The sequence below is a fragment of the Streptomyces sp. NPDC091682 genome (genome assembly GCF_044756625.1).
Classification (GTDB): Bacteria; Actinomycetota; Actinomycetes; order Streptomycetales; family Streptomycetaceae; genus Streptomyces.
Genome location: NZ_JBIVTH010000014.1, coordinates 122988 through 141452 on the forward strand (window position 1 = coordinate 122988; position 18465 = coordinate 141452).

The window sequence follows — 18465 nt, forward strand, 5'->3', positions numbered from 1 at the left end:
CGAGGGGATCGGCATCAATGGGCATTCTGGGAACGGCGGCGGTCCGCCAGAAGAAGGAACGGAAGAAGAAGCCCCACGAGCTTCTGGCCTCCGTGGTGAGGGAGACGGCGATCCCGGCAGCGGTCGAGTTGCTGCGGTCGAACACTCCGTTCGTCTTTCCCAGCGGCACGGCCTGGGTGATGCTCGTGCTTGCTGCCGACGAGATCGGCGGCTTGAGCATGCGGCACGGCCGGGACGAGGCGAAGGGCTCGATCATCGAGCTCATCAGCTCCGACCAGATCCGCACGGTGGCCACGGCAGAGATGATCGAAGAGGAGGTCTTCGGCATCATCCCCACCGACGAGACCCTCGCGCGCATGGAGGAGTACTCGCTGCTCACCGGCGCCACCTACGCCTGGGCCGTCGTGTGGCAGAAGCCCGGCGGCGATCTGCTCGTCGATCTGGTGAACGATGCGACCTTCGCACAGGCGCGTTTTGTCGCTGCAGGTACCACGAGCCTCGAAGAAGCCGTGGGCAAGAAGGCGTGGGAAGAGCACAGCGGCCTGGTCGCCGAGGCCGGGACCGCTGTCCCCGCCCCGGCGGTCTTCTGGGAGGACGAGGGGGATGCGATCTTCGATGAGATCCCCGGTGACGAGGGGGCTGGCGAGGGCCTGGACGACGAGCCGCGTTTCAGCGACGTCGTCGACGACGGTGAAGGGGTGGACGCACCCGTGTTCGACGGGGACGACGTGGGCACCGCTTCGGTCGAGCCAGAGCCGGACTACGACGGCGACGAGGTGACCGGCTACGAGGGCTTCGACGAGACCGACGCCGGCTACGGCATCGAAGGCGACCACCAGGAGGCCGGAGACGCTGTGCTGCTGGCGGATCAGGCCCAGGTGCGCGACGTCATCGCCCGCCGGTTCCTCTCCGAGGAACTGGACCTGGACGTCCGGCTCGATGAGTTCAACGCGACCTTCGCCATCGGCGCACCGGTCGTACAGATCGCCGTGCCCGAGGGAGCGACCGAGTGGCTCGGGGACCAGGTCGCCCAGCTCAACCGGCAGGCCAACGCAGACTTGATGCAGCTCCGTTCCGCGCACAAGGACGAGCTGCGTGCGCTCTACGTCAACCTCATGTCGGCACACACCGAGCAGGTCATCCGTGCGGTGGCCACCGACCGCGAGGGCTCCCGGTACAAGCTGTTGAAGGACGCGGCTGAGGCTGAGCACCAGCAGCGGCAGACGGAGAGGGAGGAAAAGATCCGAGCCCGCCGGGCGGAGATCGCCAAGGACTATGAGGCGCAGGCCACCAAGGTGGCCCAGCAGGCGGCGCTCTCGGCGGAGCTGCAGTACAAGGAGCGCAACCGCTCGCGGATGGAGCGCGAGCAGATTGACTCCACCGCCGAGATCGAGCGGGACATCGAGGACACCCACGCGCACAACCAGCAGGAAATCCTGCGGGTCCGGCGGTCGGACGCAACGCTGAAGATGCAGACCGGGCAGACGCGGATATTCGAGGTGCTGGCCGAGCGGCAGTCGGAGTACCTGGCGGCCGAGGAAGAGCGTCTGAGGCAGTGGAAGTCCGAGATCCAGCGAATCGTCGACGACAACCGCAAGGCCGACATCGCCCAGTTCGAGGCGCTGGCCGAGCAGCAGCGGACCACGGACGAGATCGGCATCCTGCGCCGGGAACAGCGGGACCTCCTGGAGTCGGTGCGCTCTGAGCACGCCGACCGGATCCGCCGTATGGAGGACGAGCTCGAACGCAACCGCAAGGACGCCATCGCGCAGATGACGACTCGGGACGCCGACTGGCAGCACAACCTCAACCTGGAGAAGGAGAAGACCAACTCCCAGGTGACGCGGGTCACCGACCTGCTCAAGCAGCTGTCGATGGTCGAGGATTCGGTGGCCAAGCGGTACGAAGCACGCCTGACGGAGATGCAGGCCGACAAGGAGTCCTACGCCAACGAGCTGGCGCGGGCTTCCGAGATGCAGAGCCGCTCGAACAAGATCCTCATCGTCTTGATCGTCACGCTCTCGCTCCTGATGGGCGTGGCCGGCTTCATCGTCGGGGTGGTCTCGATCCGTTGAGCGATCCGGTCAGGACCGACGGGGTGATCTGACGGCGCATGGGGCGCGTTCCCCATGCGCCGTCGTCGTCTGCGCAGCCGGGCGCACTGGACGGCGGGACAGCGAAATGAGCGAGGCTCGAGAGCAAGGAATCACGATGGCCACGAACAGGCGGAAGGCAGCACGGCCGAAGGCGAGCAGCTGGGAGAAGATCTCGGCGCGGACGCCCGTCGAGACGCTGACGAACCGAGACGTCTACGACAACCAGCAGTTGGACCGCAGCAAGTTCCTGACCCTGAGGTCGACCAGACCGGGCACCGTCGTCGCGGTGATCGCCGGAGTGCTGGTGACGGTCGTTGCCTGGGTCTTCTACTCGCTCATCGCCGCGGCGGTGCTGTCGGTGAGCGTGTCCGTGGGCTCGAGCGTGTCCGGCAGCGGCAGCGGCAAGCCGAGTGCGTACTACGTTCAGGACACCGCGACGGGTGCGGGCGGCTCGGTCGTGAAGTGTTACCGGCCCCTGACCAAGGACGGCAACCCGGACGTGAAGGCGAAGTGTTACCCCAGCGCTGAGGCTGTTCCGGTGCCCATCTGGTACACCGCGGCAAAGGACGACGAGCTCAGCGCCGGCAGGCCGGCTGAGCCCGAGAAGAGCGCGACGACGGTCGGAGAGCAGCTGGCCGACGTCTCGGGGTTCAAGCTCTTCATCACGCTCGGCTCGGGTCTGATGGTCGCCCTCATCATCGGCACGTGGTTCTCGCGGAGGGTCGCCGCGGCGAACCTGATGAACACCACGAGCGACATCAACCAGTACCAGAACGACCAGCACATCGCTCTGCCGGAAGAGATCCAGCAGAACTACGACTGGTTCCCCGACGCCGGCGCTCACTCGAGCGTGCAGGTCAGCTCGATGCTCAGCCACATGATGCTCAGGCAGAAGGGTCTGGGCACCGTCGAGGTCGCCCAGCGCGCCGAGAAGGACGTCATCGATGAGGAGGGCAACCTCGCCTATTACGCCGGCGAGGTCATGGACGACGACGAAGGCAGTCCGCTGACGCAGACCCTGCCGATCATCGACGAAGGCTTCGGCGACGAGCTGTTCGAGGCATCCGGGCTCCCCGATGTCAAGACCCTGCGGCAGAAGTACGACACCACTCGCATCCCGTACAACCCTGACGGCAAGAACCGGGACAAACTCGGCTTCGGATCGGACACGTACAAGACCGTCGCCGCCCTGATCAAGGAGGACTGGACGTTCCCGGCGTACGAGGTCCAGCGCCCTGCCGGGGCGTACGTGGTCGATACCGCGCCGGTGAACACCATGGTGCTGGCCATTACCCGAGCCGGTAAGGGCCAGACGTACATCGAGCCGGTCATCGACATGTGGTCGCGGGAGAAGAAGCCCTCGAACATGGTCATCAACGACCCCAAGGGCGAGCTGTTGGTGAAGAACTACGTGCCGCTGGTCACACGTGGGTTCGAACCGGTGCAGTTCAATCTGATCAACTCCATGAAGACCGACATCTACAACCCCCTGGGGCTGGCGGCCGACGCAGCGCGTGAGGGCAACTTCACCAAGTGCGCGCTCTATGTGGAGAACATCGCCGGGATCTTCTTTCCGCTCGACGCCGGCGAGGACCCGGTCTGGCCCAACGCCGCCAACAACGCCTTCAAGCGCGCGGCCTACGGACTCATCGACTTCTACCTGGAGGAGGAACGGGAGCTGCGCAGCGCCGCGGCCGCGCTGAGCATGGACCCGGCGCTGCTCGAGCAGAAGCTCGATGACCTCTGGGGCAAGGTCACGCTCTACAACTGCTACCAGCTCTTCGTGCAGATGAGCTCGAAGAAGATCAAGAACCCTGAGGCCGAACTGGAGAAGCGGGTCAAGGCCGGCGAGTTCGAGAACAACGGGGACGCCCTGGCCGAGGCGCAGGAGAAGGCAGCGGCCCAGGCCTTCATGTGGGAGGGCAAGGCCGATCAGGACATGCTCAGCCTGTACTTCAACGCGAGCGAGGAGCTGCCCCGCAACAACATGCGCACGTTGGTGGGCAACACCCACAACGCGCTGCGCTCGATGGCCGGGGCGGAGAAGATGCTCGCTTCGGTGTACGGCATCGCGATCACCGCCATGTCGTTCTTCACCGACCCCACGATCTCGACGCTGACCTCGGGCAAGCCGTCGCAGAACACCGACCTGGCCGGCCTGAGCTTCCCGCGCCGCCTCGGCGTGCGCTTCGCGCCGAACTACGTCAAGCGCGACCACCTCGTCGGTCAGCAGGCCGTGTGGTCGGCCTACGCGGACCCGATGTTCACCAAGAGCCTCGGCGAGGACTTCGAGCACGAGGAGATCGTCGGCCGCGAAGGTTGGGCCCGGTACAACTTCAAGGGCAAGTTCCCTGACGACGAAGCCTGGCTCAAGCTGGAGCTGGTCAACCCGCAGACGAAGATGCTGGTGCGCACCTTCTACTTCAGCTTCACGAAGACCCACCAGGTCTCGCTCAATGGCCGGCACTACGTGGTCGAGCCGGTGACTGGCAAGAAGATCGTGAAGAACGGCGTGATGCGTGAGCTGAAGCCGGTGCGTGAGGGTGGCACTCGGGACGGGAAGATCCTGTCCTTCCAGGCCGGGGACACGCTCTACCCGGACACGCGGATCGACTTCTCCGGCGGCGGCAACCCGGAGAAGGTCTCGTATCAGGCACGGGCGATCACGCAGAAACTGTCCCGCTACTCGGAGTCCCCGAAGGCGCTGTTCCTCGTGACTCCGCCGCACCTGATGAAGTACGCGAAACTGATCCTGATCTTGGTCAAGCAGCTGTTCGACGTGAGCGCCGACCAGGCGTACATGACGAAGTCCAACCAGAAGCCGCTCTACCGCACGCGGTTCATGCTCGACGAGCTCGGCAACCTGCAGTCGGAGGGCAAGGGCATCGACGGCTTCGCGACGATGCTCTCCATCGGCCTGGGCCAGGAGCAGCAGTTCACGCTCATCCTGCAGACCCTGCAGCAACTGCGCGACGTCTACGGCGAGAGCGTCGACAAGATCGTGCAGGGCAACACCTCGAACATCGTCTTCTTGAAATCCACGGACGACTCGATGATCGAGACGCTGGAGAAGATGAGCGGCAAGACTCACCGGTCGTACAGGGACAGCAAGCAGATCAGCCAGGATCTCGACAAGGTCATCGGCGGCAAGACCGAGGGCCGGGTCTCCTACACGATGAGCACCAAGGAAGAGCCGCTGATCAGCTACAACGACATGGCCTTCCTCTCGCCGCGCAACTCGATCGTCTTCCGGGCCGGCGATGCGCCGATCTGGAACCGCAACCAGACGATCCTGCCGATGTCGTTCCGGCTACTGGGGAACACGATCAAGCACCCGGGGCACACGTACTCGCTGCAGACGATCCCAACGCTGTCCAGTGCCATGGACTTCGACGTGCGGATGAATCAGCCGGACTTCGTGAAGATGCTGGAGAAGCGCATGCGGCAGGCGGTCAAGGCCGCGGACGCGAAGGCGCAGTACAAGGAGATCTACGGCTACCAGGAGGTCGACGTCGAGCGCCTGGACCCGGATGTCTACGCCGACGAGGTCATGGAGGTCATCACGACGATGACCACGGTCGACAAGGGCCAGGACCCCAACGCTCCGGTGGTCGTCGACCCCGACGAGTACGAGGGGATGAGCATGTTCGACGAGGACCAGTTCATCGAGAACGTCGAGGTCGGGGTCGCAGTCGCCGAGAGCCAGGCGGTCAGCGTCGAGCGGCAGCGTCTGCTCTACGCGGAGGGGACGATCAGCAAGGAGATGCTGGTCAATCCCGACGGCTCGGCAAAGGTCAAGAGCCTGGACATCGAGATCGGTGAGGCTTACAAGTCCGCGCAGACCGAGTTGGAGCAGGATCGCGAGCACTTCTCGGTCGGCGGCGACGGCGAACTGCGCAGCGCCGATGGGTCTCAGACCTACATCAGCCAGATCCGCTCGGACGCATACGCCAATGCCGCCCGCCGGATCAACGGCCACGTGAACGGCAAGGACTCGCGGGTGTTCGCGGAGGAGGACGTCACCGAGGAGGACCTGAAGTCGCTGGCGACGGTGAAGGTCTACTCGGCCTTCTACCAGTACCTGGCCTCGCTGCCGAGCTGGGAGGTGCTGGCCGACGGCCGGTTCGACAGGGCGATGGCCATCGAGATGAACTCGAAGTAACTGACGGCCACTCAGGGGCGGACAAGGATCACAACCAGTGCCGAAGCCATCTCTCACCTATGGGAGACAGCCTCGACACTCACCTTACAAATAGCCTCCGACTCTCTTTCGATAGGCGATGTAGTCTCTATGTAACCCGGAGCATTCACAGAAGGCTGATTGACTATGAAGAAGGCGCGCGGACTGCGCAGGTACTTCTACGAGTACGTCTACTACAAGGCAGTCGAGCAGGCCCGGGCGCAGACCGGACAGGTCGTTCCGATCTCCCAGGCCAAGGCGATCCGCGCCCGAGTCGACGAGATCCTCGGTCAACGGGGCACCGCACTGGCCGACCCGCGGCTGGGCATCACGGACTGCCTCTCCGCCATCGACCGGGCGTTCGAGGAGAAGGTGTCCGGCTACGAGCCGCAGTTCGGTGATCATTCCCCGCAGAACGAGCGCTATCAGCAGTCGCAGCGGGAGTTCACCCGCGTCACCGGTGTCGGTGCCCAGGTCGACCCGAAGTCGGCCGGGCTGCCGATCAGCCCCTATGACCCCGACTGGTCCGAACGCGCGACCGTGAAGCGCGCCGGGACCGCGCTGGTGTACCTGCCGGACGAGACCATCGGACGCGTGGCCGGCGGCGAGGTGGAGACCCTGGCCGATCCGCGGCACGGAAACATGGTGCTCTGGCGCATCGACGACGCTGGCAAGCCGTTCGAGGCGGGCCGCGCGATGACGAACGACGACGCCGCTGGACTCACCGCGCTGATGGACAAGATGAGCCAGCGGGAGTACGACCAGGTGCGCGAGTGGGTCATCGACGGCGCCCGGGACCCGCAGACGAACCGCGTCGACCGCAACCGCTTCATGTCCCGGCGCGCCGTGGCGCGCTCGGCAGCACTGCTCGAAGAGCTGAAGGCCCAGGGCGTGTCCTACGAGGTGGTGCGCGACCGCGAGCCAGGTCAGATCAAGGCGAAGATCGCCGGGACCGGCATGGAGATCCGCCTCACCGACACACGTCAGGAGGAGTACGCCGGAGCTCGGATATACGACAACGGCACCGTGCTGCGCTACTCGACGAACTACCGGGTTCCCGGCGGCATGGCGGTCTACTCTCCCTCGCCGGCGGAGGCCGTCCAACTACTGCGCTTCGCCCAGGGACGTCGGGTCGAGCGTACGGATCTGCCGGGGCGCGCCGCCGGCGAGACCGGCGCGACACACCGGGAGCGCGGCCGTGACGGCACGGTGGTGGATGTGCCCGACAGCTACCACGTTGCCCCTGAGTCGATGTTCGTGGTCGGCGACTACGTGGCCCCCGGTGAGTCCGGCCCTCGGCCCGGCTCGAAGGTGATGCTGCGCCGGGACGCGAAGAACCGCTCCCTGCCGGCGTTCTTCCTCGACACCGAGCCGGCCGAGGCCTATGCGAAGACCGCCGTCGAGAGCGCTCGGGAGAACCTGCAGGCAGCCCTTGGCGTCGAGGATCTCATTGCTCGTGCCGAGACGGAGCTGGAGCGAACCGGCGGACAGCTGGATGCGATCGAACCGCCGGAGTACTCGGCTGACTCTGAGGTCGCTGCCATCCAGCGCTCGTACTGGGACGTGCTCACGGGTGTGCGCAGCGAACTGCTGCGCCCGGGTGCGACCGAAGAGATGTACCAGGAACGGCTGGACGAGATCGGCGAGCTGCAGGCCGAGGAGGCGCCCGATATGGGCAACCTCGTCTACGGCGGCACCGCCGTCGAGAAGGTCCGACAGCACGCTGAGGACGTTCCCTTCGAACTCATCGGGACCTGGGAAGCGTTGCCCCATGACGTCGACGGCGAGTGGGTCGATCAGCGCTTCAACCCGGAGCGGGTGGCGCGATACATGACCAGCCCCACCGGGCAGTGGTCGAACCTCGACAACCTCGCCTCCGCGCTTCGTCGTTGCGAGATCTCCCCCGACGAGATAATGGGCTCGACCTTCCAGACGACCCGGTTCAAGGACCGGCTCGTCCGCTTCAACGCCGAGCGTTCCGTGCCGATCGCCGATCACGAATCTGCGTTCATACGGCGTATCGGGGTCACCGTGCGCGAGAGCATCGAGCGCAACGCGGCGACGGTCTCCGAGATCCTGGTCGACGAGCACGGCGTCATTCGCTGGAGCGGCGAGAAGCTGCGCCGTGACGGCAAGGGAACTCCGATCTCGGGTGAGATCGGCCAGGTCTTCGACGTCGGCGAGTACGGCGAGATCACCACTGCCTTCGCCAGCGGGCAGAACGCCCTCATCGTGCCCGGCTACGAGGCCACGATCACGGCCCAGACTCCGGGCGAGGCTCCGACCTCGGTCGAGGAGCGCACGCGCCTGCGCGGCTACGAGCAGCTCATGCACGAGCGCATCCAGTACCAGATCGCTGGTGACCTCAGCGCCTGGCGGAGCGAGACCGGCGAGCCCTCCTCGCTCAACACGGTCTACTCACAGCTGTACGGCACCAAGCACCCGATCGACTTCATCGAGCGCGCCACCACGTACCAGCGGGACGGGTCCACCGGCGAGATCAAGGCGCACCTGGAGGAGTGGACGGCAGCGATCCTGCAGACCGAGGCGCGCCGTGTGCGCTACTCCAACGAGATCAAGGCCGGCTCGACGGTCTACGCCGAGTACAGGGCCCAGCGCGACCGAACCGACCCGGCTGATGACAACCGCTTCGACGCCTGGCGGCTCACCGGCGGGCGGAACATGACGGTGCTCACCGGCAAGGACCGGAACAACGTGGCCGCGCCCAGCGGCTACTTCGACCCGGTGATGACCGGAGGCGCGACCAACCAGGGCATCGTGCGGTACCTGACCGCTCAGGCCCGGATCGACACCGACGGTCGGATCGTGCCGGGCGACGAGAGCGTGGCCGGACAGCGTGCGCCGCTCATGGCTCTCCCCGAGCTCGAGACGCTGCGGTACGACCCGTTCGACCGGCAGCAGATGACGGCCTCGACGATCATGCAGTCCTCTCAGGTCACCGCGCCGGCGAAGACGGCGCTGATGACCTTCGGCGGCTGGACGGCTGATGACCCGATCGTGGTGTCGAAGGAGTTCGCCGGGCGCCACCGCATCCGCGGGGCCGGCGGTCAGGAGCGCGATCTCGTCGTGGGCGACAAGATCTCGGATCTGCACGGCAACAAGGGCGTGATCTCGCTGATCGTCGACCGGGACATGCCTCTGCACGACGCGCAGCAGCAGGCCGTCGTCGAAGAGGTCAACTGGTTCCGGGCCAACCCGGGTCTGGACGTGGTGATGAGTCCGTTCAGCCTCATCTCCCGGCGCAACGCGGGCTCGGCGCGCGAGCTGATGAGCGGGAACGTCTCCGATCTACGCTCGCCCAACGGAGAACTGCGGCCGAGTGCCATGGGCGAGATGCGCTTCGTGGTCACCCATATGGCCGTCGACGAGAAGACGAAGATCTACAACGAGGAGCAGGTGCGTGCTGGCAAGGGCCGTAAGGCCTCTTCTCAGCTGGCCTGGGCGCTGCAGTCTCAGGACTGCCCGGCGATCATGCGCGAGTTCTACGGCCACAACAGCGGGGCCGAGTCGAGCCTGCGCGAGTACCTGCTGGTATCCGGCATGGACATGGACGCTGACGGCACGCTGCGCGTGATCGGCCAGGCAGAGGGCCTCGACGAGCGTACCGAGCGTCGGTTCATCCCGATGCCCGACTTGCTGCGCACGCAGCCGCGCAAGGCGGGCCAGCTCCCGGGAGTGAACACCATGGCGATGCGCCAGTCCTTCGGCCACCTCATCGGCGACCGCGGCGGCGACATGGAGATCCCGTTCCCGCTCACGTATCCGACGGGTGAGCAGACCGAGACGGTGAGCGCGAGCTCGTGGAAGCTGCCGGTGATGTCCTCGCATCTGCGCAGTGGTCAGGAGTTCGAGGACGGGTCCTCCGTCACGCACGACTACACCCGCGGCTACCAGGACGTCTTCGCGGAGGCTTGCCGCTACCGCTACATGGCCGAGCAGCTGGACGGCCAGGGGCTGTCCGCCGCGAAGCGCGCCGAGGTGCGTCGCGGCATGAGCGAATCGGTCTCGCGCGCTCAGCGCGCCTTCGAAGGGATCACGACCGACGTCCAGAAGCGAGTGCTGACGGGCAAGAGCAACATCTTCAAGACCGGGCTGATGGCCTCACGGCTCACCGACTCGGCGACGATGGTGTGGACCGCGGACCCACGACTGAACGTCGACCAGGTTGCGCTCAGCTCGGTCAAGGCTGAGCAGCTGGGGCTTGCCGAGGGCGACCACGCGCTGGTGTGGCGTGACCCGGTGCTCCGTGACGCCGGCGTGCGCTACATGCGGGTCGCGATCGACGACCGGCTCACCGGCGCCGCGATCAACCCGGTGATGGACGCTTGCTTCGACGGCGACTTCGACGGTGACGCCGTCGCCGTGGTGAAGCTGCACAGCGATGCCGCCAAGGCCGAGGCCCTGGCGAAGCTCTCGGTGCCGGCCAACCTGTTGGACACCGGAGTGGTCAAGGGCGATGGTTCACACCCGCTGGCCATGCAGGTGTCGCTGGACACCCAGGTCGCGCTGTCCAAGGACGCTGGATTGGCCCATGAGTTGGAGGGTTCGCGGAGCCAGGCGAACCGGCTCCGGCTACAGGCACTCACGGGTTCGGATTCGCCGGAGGACATCAAGCTCGCCCAGCAGGTCGTGACGGAGGAGCTGAGCGGGCTGTACCGCCAGGCGCAGCGTGGCGAGTTCGGCGCGGCACTGACGTTCTCGGATCGCGAGGCGCACCTGCAGAGCGTGCGCGAGGTCTGTGTCGAGACCGGCGCCAAGGGGAACGAGAAGAAGCTCTCCGACTACGCCCGGAACCTGGGCGACGCGCAGGGCACGCCCGGCATCACGCAGGCCGACCAGGAAGCCTCGATGTTCGCCACGGCGATCAAGTCCCACGGCACCGGCCTGGGCGGCTCGTTCAGCCAGCGCGCCGTGCGCGCGCTGCGCGGCGAGGACCTCAAGGCCGTCCTGGAGGTCACCTACCCGGTGACCCAGGCGATCCTGCAGGCCAAGCACGACGCCGCCGAGGCCCGACACAAGTACGCGATGCTCCAGGGCCCCGGCCGCGATCTCTGGAGGGGCCGCAGCATCGAACACGTCGGCCCGGGCCTGTGGCACACGGCATTCGTCGACGGTGAGCCCGTCCAGGCTAGGGCCGCGGAGTGGGAGAAGCAGTTCATCGAGTTCTACGAGTCCAAGGAGGGCTTCGGAGTCACGGTCAACCCGGAGTACGTGGCCCGCGTGGCCAGTGCGCTGGCGGACCCGACGACCGGGCTCATCCGCAACTTGGAAGAAGATGTGTCGCTGCGGGGCACCGTGATGGACCGGATGGCCTACGGCGGCACGTTCGCCGATCTGGTCGAGGCGGCCAAGAACCGCGAGAACGTCTACGACGGCGAGAAGAACGAGCAGTTCGCGTCCTCGGGGACTCGGAAGGCTCGGGCGGAGACTTCTCGGCAGCTCGATCAGCTGGGCTCCGCGGAGAAGCACGGCCTGGACAACGCCGTGATCGCTGTCGATGACTCGGTCGTCAAGCGCGACGTGATCTCTCAGGACGCGGAGGCCGCGCGCACCCGCGGCTCGCATCGCCGCTCCGCGCATGCCGTCGGCGTGGGCGCGGCGCGCCGGGTCTACACGCCGAGCATCGAGATCGATCAGCCGGAGGTCAACGACGACGGCTACGGGATGGGGTACTGAGATGGCACAGCCCAAGGAACTGGGAACAGGACCCGCGGGCCGCCGGCGCGCGATCAAGGTGCTTCCGGTTGGCGACGATCGGCTTCAGACCCGTGAGCCGCGAGGCAACACCTATGCCCGCTGGGACTCGCGCTCGGACGAGCCGATCGACGCCGAGGTGGTCGACGATCCGGGGCCGCAGGACGCAGACGGTGCGCGCGCCCGGCGCGAGCGGCTCCGGGACCGTGCCCGCGAGTTCTTCGGTGAGAAGACCCGGAAGCGGATGGCCGACCGTGAGCGCGTGCACGGGATCGACGTCGACCGAGCCGAGGGCGAGGGCGTGGATCAGCGCGAGCAGCTGCTCAAGCTCCGGGCGGAGACGCGGCTGGCCGGCGAGAAGTACATGGCCTCGCTGCGGGACTCGAAGCTGTTCGTGCCCGGCTTCAACGACGAGGAGCGGACGCAGGACCTCGGCGTCATGCACCACGTCTACATGCAGATGATGATGCAGTCGTGTCTCAAGTCGCTCTCGCGCGGAGTGAATGCCAACTCGGTCATCCAGGCGGTCGGCATGGTGATGACGATGCGGATGCTCGCCCCGGACTTCAAGAAGGAGATGGACAGCTACCTCCAACCCCTCAAGGACAAGGTCCAGGAGCGCATCGACACGAGGGCCCGTGGCATGGTGGCTTTTGCCGAGAGCGACATTGCGCACCGGCAGAGGATCTTCAAGGACCTGCCGAGCGACGCCCGGCGCGAGCGCCTCATCGGCAGCACGGATCCGCGTGACCACCTGACGAAGAAGTGGCGCAGGCGCTTCGACGCCATGCAGCACCGTGAGCGCGGCCACCGGGAGATGTTCACTCCGGACTCGGCAGCCATGACCGAGGTCGCGCTCATGGAGAACGCCTTCTGGAAGATGCGCGAGCCGGGCGCGGACGTTGGCCTGATCCGCGATGGCTACCGGGCGATGCGCAAGCGGCTGCACGAGCAGATGAGCGAAGACGGCCTGGAGCGCCGGGAGGTCGTCCAGCGCGCCCGAATGATCATCGGCGAGCGGATGGAGTACGAGCCCGAGCTGCGCACGATGTTCAACGGCGTGGCCCACGGACGGATCGTCAAGGCTCCTGCACACGAGCAGCAGATCGCGGGCTCCGACCGGGTCCACACCGTTTGGAGCGGGGAGTTCGACGACCAGCTGGGCCAGCGTCTGCCCGAGGACGGGATGTTCACACTGCGCCGACCCATGGACGCGGACGCCCACCAGGTTCAGCTCGCCGAGACGATGAAGACCTCGCTTCTCAACGCGCTGGGCCGCGGCGACCAAGAGGCCTACGGGGGCAACATGCTCGGTTACCTGGTCGGCTTCGCGGCGCAGAAGCAGGGTCTGGACACCAGCGGGCTGCCCGACATGCTCCAGCACCGCCTGGACCAGTCCGAGGTGATGATCGCGAGCATGGACATCGACGGTCTACCACCCGAGGAGCAGCAGCGGGTCTACTCCAACGCCTATGTCGACGCGATGGAGGCAGTGAACGAGGAGTACCCGGATCTTGAGGCTCAGCTGAAGCGGAGCCTCGGAGAGAACTGGCAGCAAACACTGCAGACGGCGGTCGACGACCCCGGGGCCTTCTTCGAGGAGCAGCGACTCAAGCCGCGGTCGCGCCCTACGGGGCCGTCGGCCGAGCAGGAGGCCGGCGCGCAGAACAACGGCCCGAACGCCGAGGCCGACTCCGAGGACTACCAGCCCACCTGAGCGCGATCCGAGAACACGAACAAGGAGCAGGAGGAGGGGGCATGAACCAGGAACAGAACGAGGGACAGCAGGTCAGGTTCGGATCGCGCTTCGCGCGGATGTTCGGCTACGTCACACCGGAGGATCGGAGCCGATGGGAGCAGCAGCGGGCGCAGAACAAGTCGAACGTCAGCGCGATCCAGCAGGGCGCGAAGTCGGCACTGAGTTCGCTGATGGAGTTCGGAGAGCGCAACATCGGCACGAAGCTCGATGCGGCCCACCGCGTGGCGGCGCAGCGGCGGTCCGAGGAGTCTCACAACAAGATCATGAACCACCGCCGCGATCCGAACACGCGGAACATCATCGAGTCGGTCGACTATGAGCCCGAGGACGATCGGGAGGGGATCGAGCCAGATCTGGAAATCTAGTCAAATGAGCAACGATAGGCATGCCGATTGCACTTGATACGCCCAACTCCCCTTCTCCACTCATGACCATATCCGATAGACTGGTTTCTAAGTGGAACTGCGTCATGAACAGTGATAGGACAGGGTGTAAACATGGAAACGACGAAGACACCGCGTGTCAATAAGCGCGAATTCATCTCGCGGGTCGCGACTCGTAGCAAGTTGCCCATCCCGGTGGTGAACAAGGTATACGAGTCGTTGCTTGGTGAACTCACTGGGGCGGTGAGCTGCGGAGAGGCGGTCGTACTCACGAGCTTCGGCCGCTTCTACCGGCAGGACCACAAGGGCCACAAGGTGCGCTTCGGCAAGAGCGACGTCGATGACTACGTGGTTCTCAAGTTCTCCGCATCGAGCACCTTCAACCGCCGACTGGGGAGCAATGCCGACGCCTCACCGGATACCTACGGGACGATCGGGGATGCCGACAAGTTCGAAAACTCCATTGAGGGTCGTGAGCTGCGGCCCGCATCGTAGACAGCGAGGAGCCGGCAGAAAAGAGAGTCCCCGTGATGCCCACAGGCAACACGGGGATTTTCTTTATGGATGAAATGAGTTCGGCCGCGAGGCTCAGCCGTCGGCGATGACGAAGATCAGCACGAGCGCACTGACCCCCCAGCGGGTGCGTGCCCGGCGCGCCTTGCTGGATCCGGGCCAGCTGGTTGAGGGCCACGCGCAGGAGCCGGCTTTCTGGTCCACGAGGTCGCGTCACCGCAGCGTCGTGGAGAGTCTGGAGGTCCTACTTGAGACCGACGGTCGGCACGAAACGGATGGCAGGCCGACGCTCACTCATGAGGCTTCTTCTGCTGGGCAGCACGGTAGTCATCCGCCCACTGCTGACCGAGCGGGCCGAGGCTCTCGGCCAGCTCTTCGGTGGTCATGCCCGCCTCGCTGGAGGCGTCGGACTCCTGGATGCGACGGGAGAGCTCGGCCTGGAAATCAGCCTCAGCGTGGACGTGGGCCGCGTGGTCGTACTTCATGAGCCTGAGCTGGTCCGTCGGGACGACATTGACAGAGAACTTCGGGAGCTCGGCGCCTGGAGTGCCGTTGTCGTGAGCATCGTCGTTGCGAGTCATGCCTTCAGTCTACTCAGTCGAGATCAACTTCTCGTCGACTCGCACACGAGGGTTCCCGCCGAGTCGATATGGGCGTCGAATGATGGCTCACTCCATCTCCGAGAGGCGGGCCAGGCAAGAGAAGGAGGAGCCCGTGGTCCAGTCCCGCACGGTGCGGGCTGGAGCACGGGCCCTGACCGATGGACAGCCACGACTTCAGAAGTTCCCCTCGTCGCCCTGCATGCAGACAATGCCGAGCGAGCGCCACCGGGCCACCACTCCTGCTCCAGGACCCGATCCGCCATCGCGCGGTCGAGCAGCGTGACGGCGCCGTCCGGCCGATGCTGGCCAGCCCGGGAGGTCGCTTCGGCGCTCAGTTTGTCGACGGCCGTCCCGAACCGGGCGAACGCCCGGGCCGGAAGCGCTTCGACGAGACCACCGCGCTGATACAGGGCGGGAGTCAAGCGGGGGCCGACGAGCACCAGGCGATGACCATTGGCTATCCATCAGACAGGATTCCGACTACCATTCAATCCCTTATTGCACCTACTTGGATTCAACTGTGAGTAGAATGTCAATGTCGGACATGGATGACTCTGCATGCTATTCATAGAGGAGTTGGGGTAGGGATGGCGGCTACGATTCAGAGGCCAGCGGGGACGGCGTCGAAGCCGACGGCACGGACGAGAGCAACGGCCGGGAGTCACGCCGGCCCGATGGGCTTCGGCAGCGGGCCGCTCATCGCAGCCATCGTCATGGCGGGCGGAGCGGCGCTCTTCGCCGGCTGGGGCCTGACGCAGCTCGCGACTTCCGACGGCGGCTTCACCCGGGCACTGCAGGGCAATCACGCCCCGGCCGAGGCACCGGGGAACCCTGACGAGACGAACGCCGGAGACAGCAGCGCCCAGCAGCCGAGCGAGGGCGGCGCGGGGAAGCCGGACGAGAGCGAGGCGAGTCGGGCTTCGCCGCCCGGTCGCGGCAACGAGGACGAGCGCAACGGATCGGGCGCACCGGCCGAGCCCGCGCCGAAGGCGAAGCCGCACACCATCGAGCCAGGCGATACGCTCGCCGCGATCTCGGGGGCGACGGGGGTTCCGATCGGCATTCTGGTCGAGGCGAACAAGATCCAGAATCTGGATCTCATCTACGCGGGGGCCTCGCTGCTCATCCCCCGGGTGTGACGACGCGACAGGGCAACACCGTCACGTACTCACGTACCGAGCCTGAATCGACGCCCTGGCGCCACGAGGCCGTCAGGGCGTCGCCGTCTCCTCAGGCGGGCTCATCGCCATGCGTCACCCGGGACCGGCGTGAGCCGGTCCACGGAACGCCTGCACTCCGCCCGGGTTCGACACCGGGATCAGCTGTGCCGATCCCCCTCGTTGCGAGAACGCAGCGCCGTAACAGCGTCAGAGATCAGGCGACCCCGCCGGCAGCCCGGCCAGCGGGGCCGTCTGATGTACAAGATCGTGGTCCCTCACGCCGCATCAGCCTCATCGGACTCACCTCGGCCGAACAGGAATCCGCGGACCTCGCCGTTCGTCATCATGTCCTGCAGATGCACCAAGAACACCGCGCGCTGCGTGGCCCGGCGATCGACCAAGGGCTCGTACTCGCGCAGTACCTTCAGGTCGACGACCCAGCCGTTCTCGCGAGAGATGGCCTGGTCAAGCTGCGAGTCCGGCACGACGTCCATCCCGGTGAAGTCGTGGTCGAACTCGGAAGCGATGTCGAGGTGTTGATTCGGCCCGTCGATGTAGAGCGTGTCAACGCCGACCTGCTGGCCGGCCTCGTCGAATGCCACGAGGAACACGCGGTCCGCCCTGGTGGTGTTGTCGACGTGGACCGCCGCAACGTTGGCATCACCAACGAAGCTCGTCTCCTCGAACCGCTCGCACACGCGGACACGAGCCTCGTAGCACCACATGATGCGCCGGGCTTCGTTGAAACCTTTGAACTCATCAGAGTTGGACGCCTCTGGGTGAGACTGGATCATCGGTGGGATCCTTCCAGGTTCCTAGGCCGTTGCATGACCGGGTCCGGTGGACCCGCCTTGAACAGGGCGGGTAGTTCAGCGATGGACTAACCACAGGGCATAGGATCGACGCGCGAGCAGAGCCCCATCATCAGGTGCGATACAGAAACGTACGGTAGATGCATGGATCGATCAAGCCTGTTGCCGTTAGGGTTCTCTCATCGCCACCCGAGGTCCAGACCGCCAAGTCGCAGGAGTTCATGTGCCACGTCAATTCGACGGCAGCCGAGTGCGAGCTGTCAGACGGGGTAGGGAGCTCAGCCAGAAGGAGTTGGGCGCGAGAGTAGGTGTCCGCGGCCCGACCGTGGCGCGATGGGAAAGCGGCGAGGAGTTCCCCAAGGGGGAGAAGCTCCCGGGGATCGCGTCGGCACTTGGTCAGGACCTCGACGTCCTCTTCCCCTACGACGGCGCCGTGGACCTGCAGTTGCTTCGCTGCGACGCCGGCCTCAGCGTGGCGCAGGCCTCCGAGGCCATCGACGCCAGTCGCGTGCCGCTGAGCAACGCGGAGTCCGGCAGGCGTCGGCTCCAGGATGCCTACGTGGGACCCCTCTCGCACGCCTACGGGGTGACGACGGAAGAGCTACTGGCCGCGCAGGACGTCTCGTTCGGGCTCCGCAGGGTGCGGCCGCTGAGGGAAGCCCGTCCGTCTGCACCTCGCACGGTCGGCGAGAAGATCAACTATCTCCTGGAGCACGGGTACGCAGGCCAGACGTCTCCGTCCAACGAGCAGATCGCGCAGGCCGTCAACGAGCACAGCGGCACGACGCACATGACTGCCGATGACATCGCCGCGCTTCGTTCGGGCGCCCCGACGGCTGCCTCGGACGCAGTACGTGCCGGCCTGGCTCATGCTCTCCAGGTCGACATCGCCCTCTTCCAGGACGACGCCGAGTTGAGCCCTGCGGCCGGTGAATTCCTCGAAGCCATCCGCTTCCTCGGGTCGATCCACCAGGGCCAGATCCTCGGCCTCGCCGCCCGCGGCAACCAGGCGGGGCTGTCGGCCGGCATGATGGCCAAGATCAACGAAGTCGTCGGAGAGCTGAAGAACAAGCTGCCGGGCAAGCAGAGCGAGCAGTGACGCCGGCGCCACGCCTCAACAGCGCCGCCGAGCCGTCCGCCCCTGGCCATGGCGGGGCCGGACGCTTCCCGCCCTCAGCCTGACGCCCTTCGCGGCTGAGCTGCAGCTTGGGGCCCGCCCGATGCGGCGTGTCGGGGTAGCCGACG

Annotated in this window: 11 protein-coding genes; 8 read left to right on the forward strand and 3 right to left on the reverse strand. The window is 66.0% G+C overall.

The genetic code is table 11. From position 1 onward, the window contains the following. Positions 1-17 precede the first annotated feature (17 nt). The 6 genes from ACIQK6_RS29365 to ACIQK6_RS29390 all read left to right on the forward strand — a co-directional run bounded on the left by ACIQK6_RS29365 (position 18) and on the right by ACIQK6_RS29390 (position 14628). Positions 18-2075 carry a hypothetical protein gene (locus ACIQK6_RS29365; RefSeq protein ID WP_329104434.1) on the forward strand — a complete coding sequence of 686 codons (2058 nt, stop codon included), beginning with the start codon at positions 18-20 and terminating at the stop codon, positions 2073-2075. A gap of 136 nt (positions 2076-2211) precedes the next feature. Further along, positions 2212-6258: a type IV secretory system conjugative DNA transfer family protein gene (locus ACIQK6_RS29370; RefSeq protein WP_329104432.1), complete on the forward strand. Its 4047-nt coding sequence runs from the start codon at positions 2212-2214 to the stop codon at positions 6256-6258. Between the two features lie 165 nt (positions 6259-6423). Then, positions 6424-11973 (forward strand): hypothetical protein, encoded by a 5550-nt coding sequence (locus ACIQK6_RS29375; protein ID WP_402695739.1) that lies wholly within the window; start codon positions 6424-6426, stop codon positions 11971-11973. A 1-nt stretch (position 11974) separates the two neighbouring features. Beyond that, positions 11975-13708: a hypothetical protein gene (locus ACIQK6_RS29380; protein ID WP_329104428.1), complete on the forward strand. Its 1734-nt coding sequence runs from the start codon at positions 11975-11977 to the stop codon at positions 13706-13708. Positions 13709-13749: 41 nt separating this feature from the next. After that, positions 13750-14115 (forward strand): hypothetical protein, encoded by a 366-nt coding sequence (locus ACIQK6_RS29385; RefSeq protein WP_329104426.1) that lies wholly within the window; start codon positions 13750-13752, stop codon positions 14113-14115. A gap of 132 nt (positions 14116-14247) precedes the next feature. Then, entirely contained in the window at positions 14248-14628 is a 381-nt protein-coding gene (locus ACIQK6_RS29390) for an HU family DNA-binding protein (RefSeq protein WP_329104424.1), read from the forward strand. 93 nt (positions 14629-14721) lie between these two features. Here ACIQK6_RS29390 and ACIQK6_RS29395 read toward each other — a convergent pair whose 3' ends face one another. Together ACIQK6_RS29395 and ACIQK6_RS29400 are read right to left on the reverse strand one after the other, a co-directional pair. Next, positions 14722-14850 (reverse strand): hypothetical protein, encoded by a 129-nt coding sequence (locus ACIQK6_RS29395; protein ID WP_329104422.1) that lies wholly within the window; start codon positions 14848-14850, stop codon positions 14722-14724. Positions 14851-14936: 86 nt separating this feature from the next. Next, positions 14937-15227 carry a hypothetical protein gene (locus tag ACIQK6_RS29400; RefSeq protein ID WP_402695740.1) on the reverse strand — a complete coding sequence of 97 codons (291 nt, stop codon included), beginning with the start codon at positions 15225-15227 and terminating at the stop codon, positions 14937-14939. A gap of 695 nt (positions 15228-15922) precedes the next feature. On the opposite strand from ACIQK6_RS29400, the gene ACIQK6_RS29405 reads away from it, so the two are divergent. Beyond that, positions 15923-16387 carry a LysM peptidoglycan-binding domain-containing protein gene (locus ACIQK6_RS29405; protein WP_402695741.1) on the forward strand — a complete coding sequence of 155 codons (465 nt, stop codon included), beginning with the start codon at positions 15923-15925 and terminating at the stop codon, positions 16385-16387. Positions 16388-16683: 296 nt separating this feature from the next. On the opposite strand, the gene ACIQK6_RS29410 is transcribed toward ACIQK6_RS29405, so the two are convergent. Then, positions 16684-17202, reverse strand: a complete 519-nt coding sequence (locus ACIQK6_RS29410) for a hypothetical protein (protein ID WP_329104414.1) — start codon at positions 17200-17202, stop codon at positions 16684-16686. A gap of 268 nt (positions 17203-17470) precedes the next feature. Here ACIQK6_RS29410 and ACIQK6_RS29415 point away from each other — a divergent pair, with 268 nt between their 5' ends. After that, the gene (locus ACIQK6_RS29415) at positions 17471-18319 is read left to right on the forward strand and encodes a helix-turn-helix domain-containing protein (RefSeq protein WP_402695782.1); all 849 of its coding nucleotides are present in this window, start codon (positions 17471-17473) and stop codon (positions 18317-18319) included. Positions 18320-18465: the final 146 nt, after the last annotated feature.

Bases quoted from the DNA above. Each gene is read 5' to 3' on its own strand.
- ACIQK6_RS29375 (WP_402695739.1), top strand. From the start codon at position 6,424: ATGAAGAAGGCGCGCGGACTGCGCAGGTACTTCTACGAGTACGTCTAC.
- ACIQK6_RS29390 (WP_329104424.1), top strand. From the start codon at position 14,248: ATGGAAACGACGAAGACACCGCGTGTCAATAAGCGCGAATTCATCTCG.
- ACIQK6_RS29405 (WP_402695741.1), top strand. From the start codon at position 15,923: ATGGGCTTCGGCAGCGGGCCGCTCATCGCAGCCATCGTCATGGCGGGC.
- ACIQK6_RS29380 (WP_329104428.1), top strand. From the start codon at position 11,975: ATGGCACAGCCCAAGGAACTGGGAACAGGACCCGCGGGCCGCCGGCGC.
- ACIQK6_RS29365 (WP_329104434.1), top strand. From the start codon at position 18: ATGGGCATTCTGGGAACGGCGGCGGTCCGCCAGAAGAAGGAACGGAAG.
- ACIQK6_RS29410 (WP_329104414.1), bottom strand. From the start codon at position 17,202: ATGATCCAGTCTCACCCAGAGGCGTCCAACTCTGATGAGTTCAAAGGT.
- ACIQK6_RS29400 (WP_402695740.1), bottom strand. From the start codon at position 15,227: ATGACTCGCAACGACGATGCTCACGACAACGGCACTCCAGGCGCCGAG.
- ACIQK6_RS29370 (WP_329104432.1), top strand. From the start codon at position 2,212: ATGGCCACGAACAGGCGGAAGGCAGCACGGCCGAAGGCGAGCAGCTGG.
- ACIQK6_RS29385 (WP_329104426.1), top strand. From the start codon at position 13,750: ATGAACCAGGAACAGAACGAGGGACAGCAGGTCAGGTTCGGATCGCGC.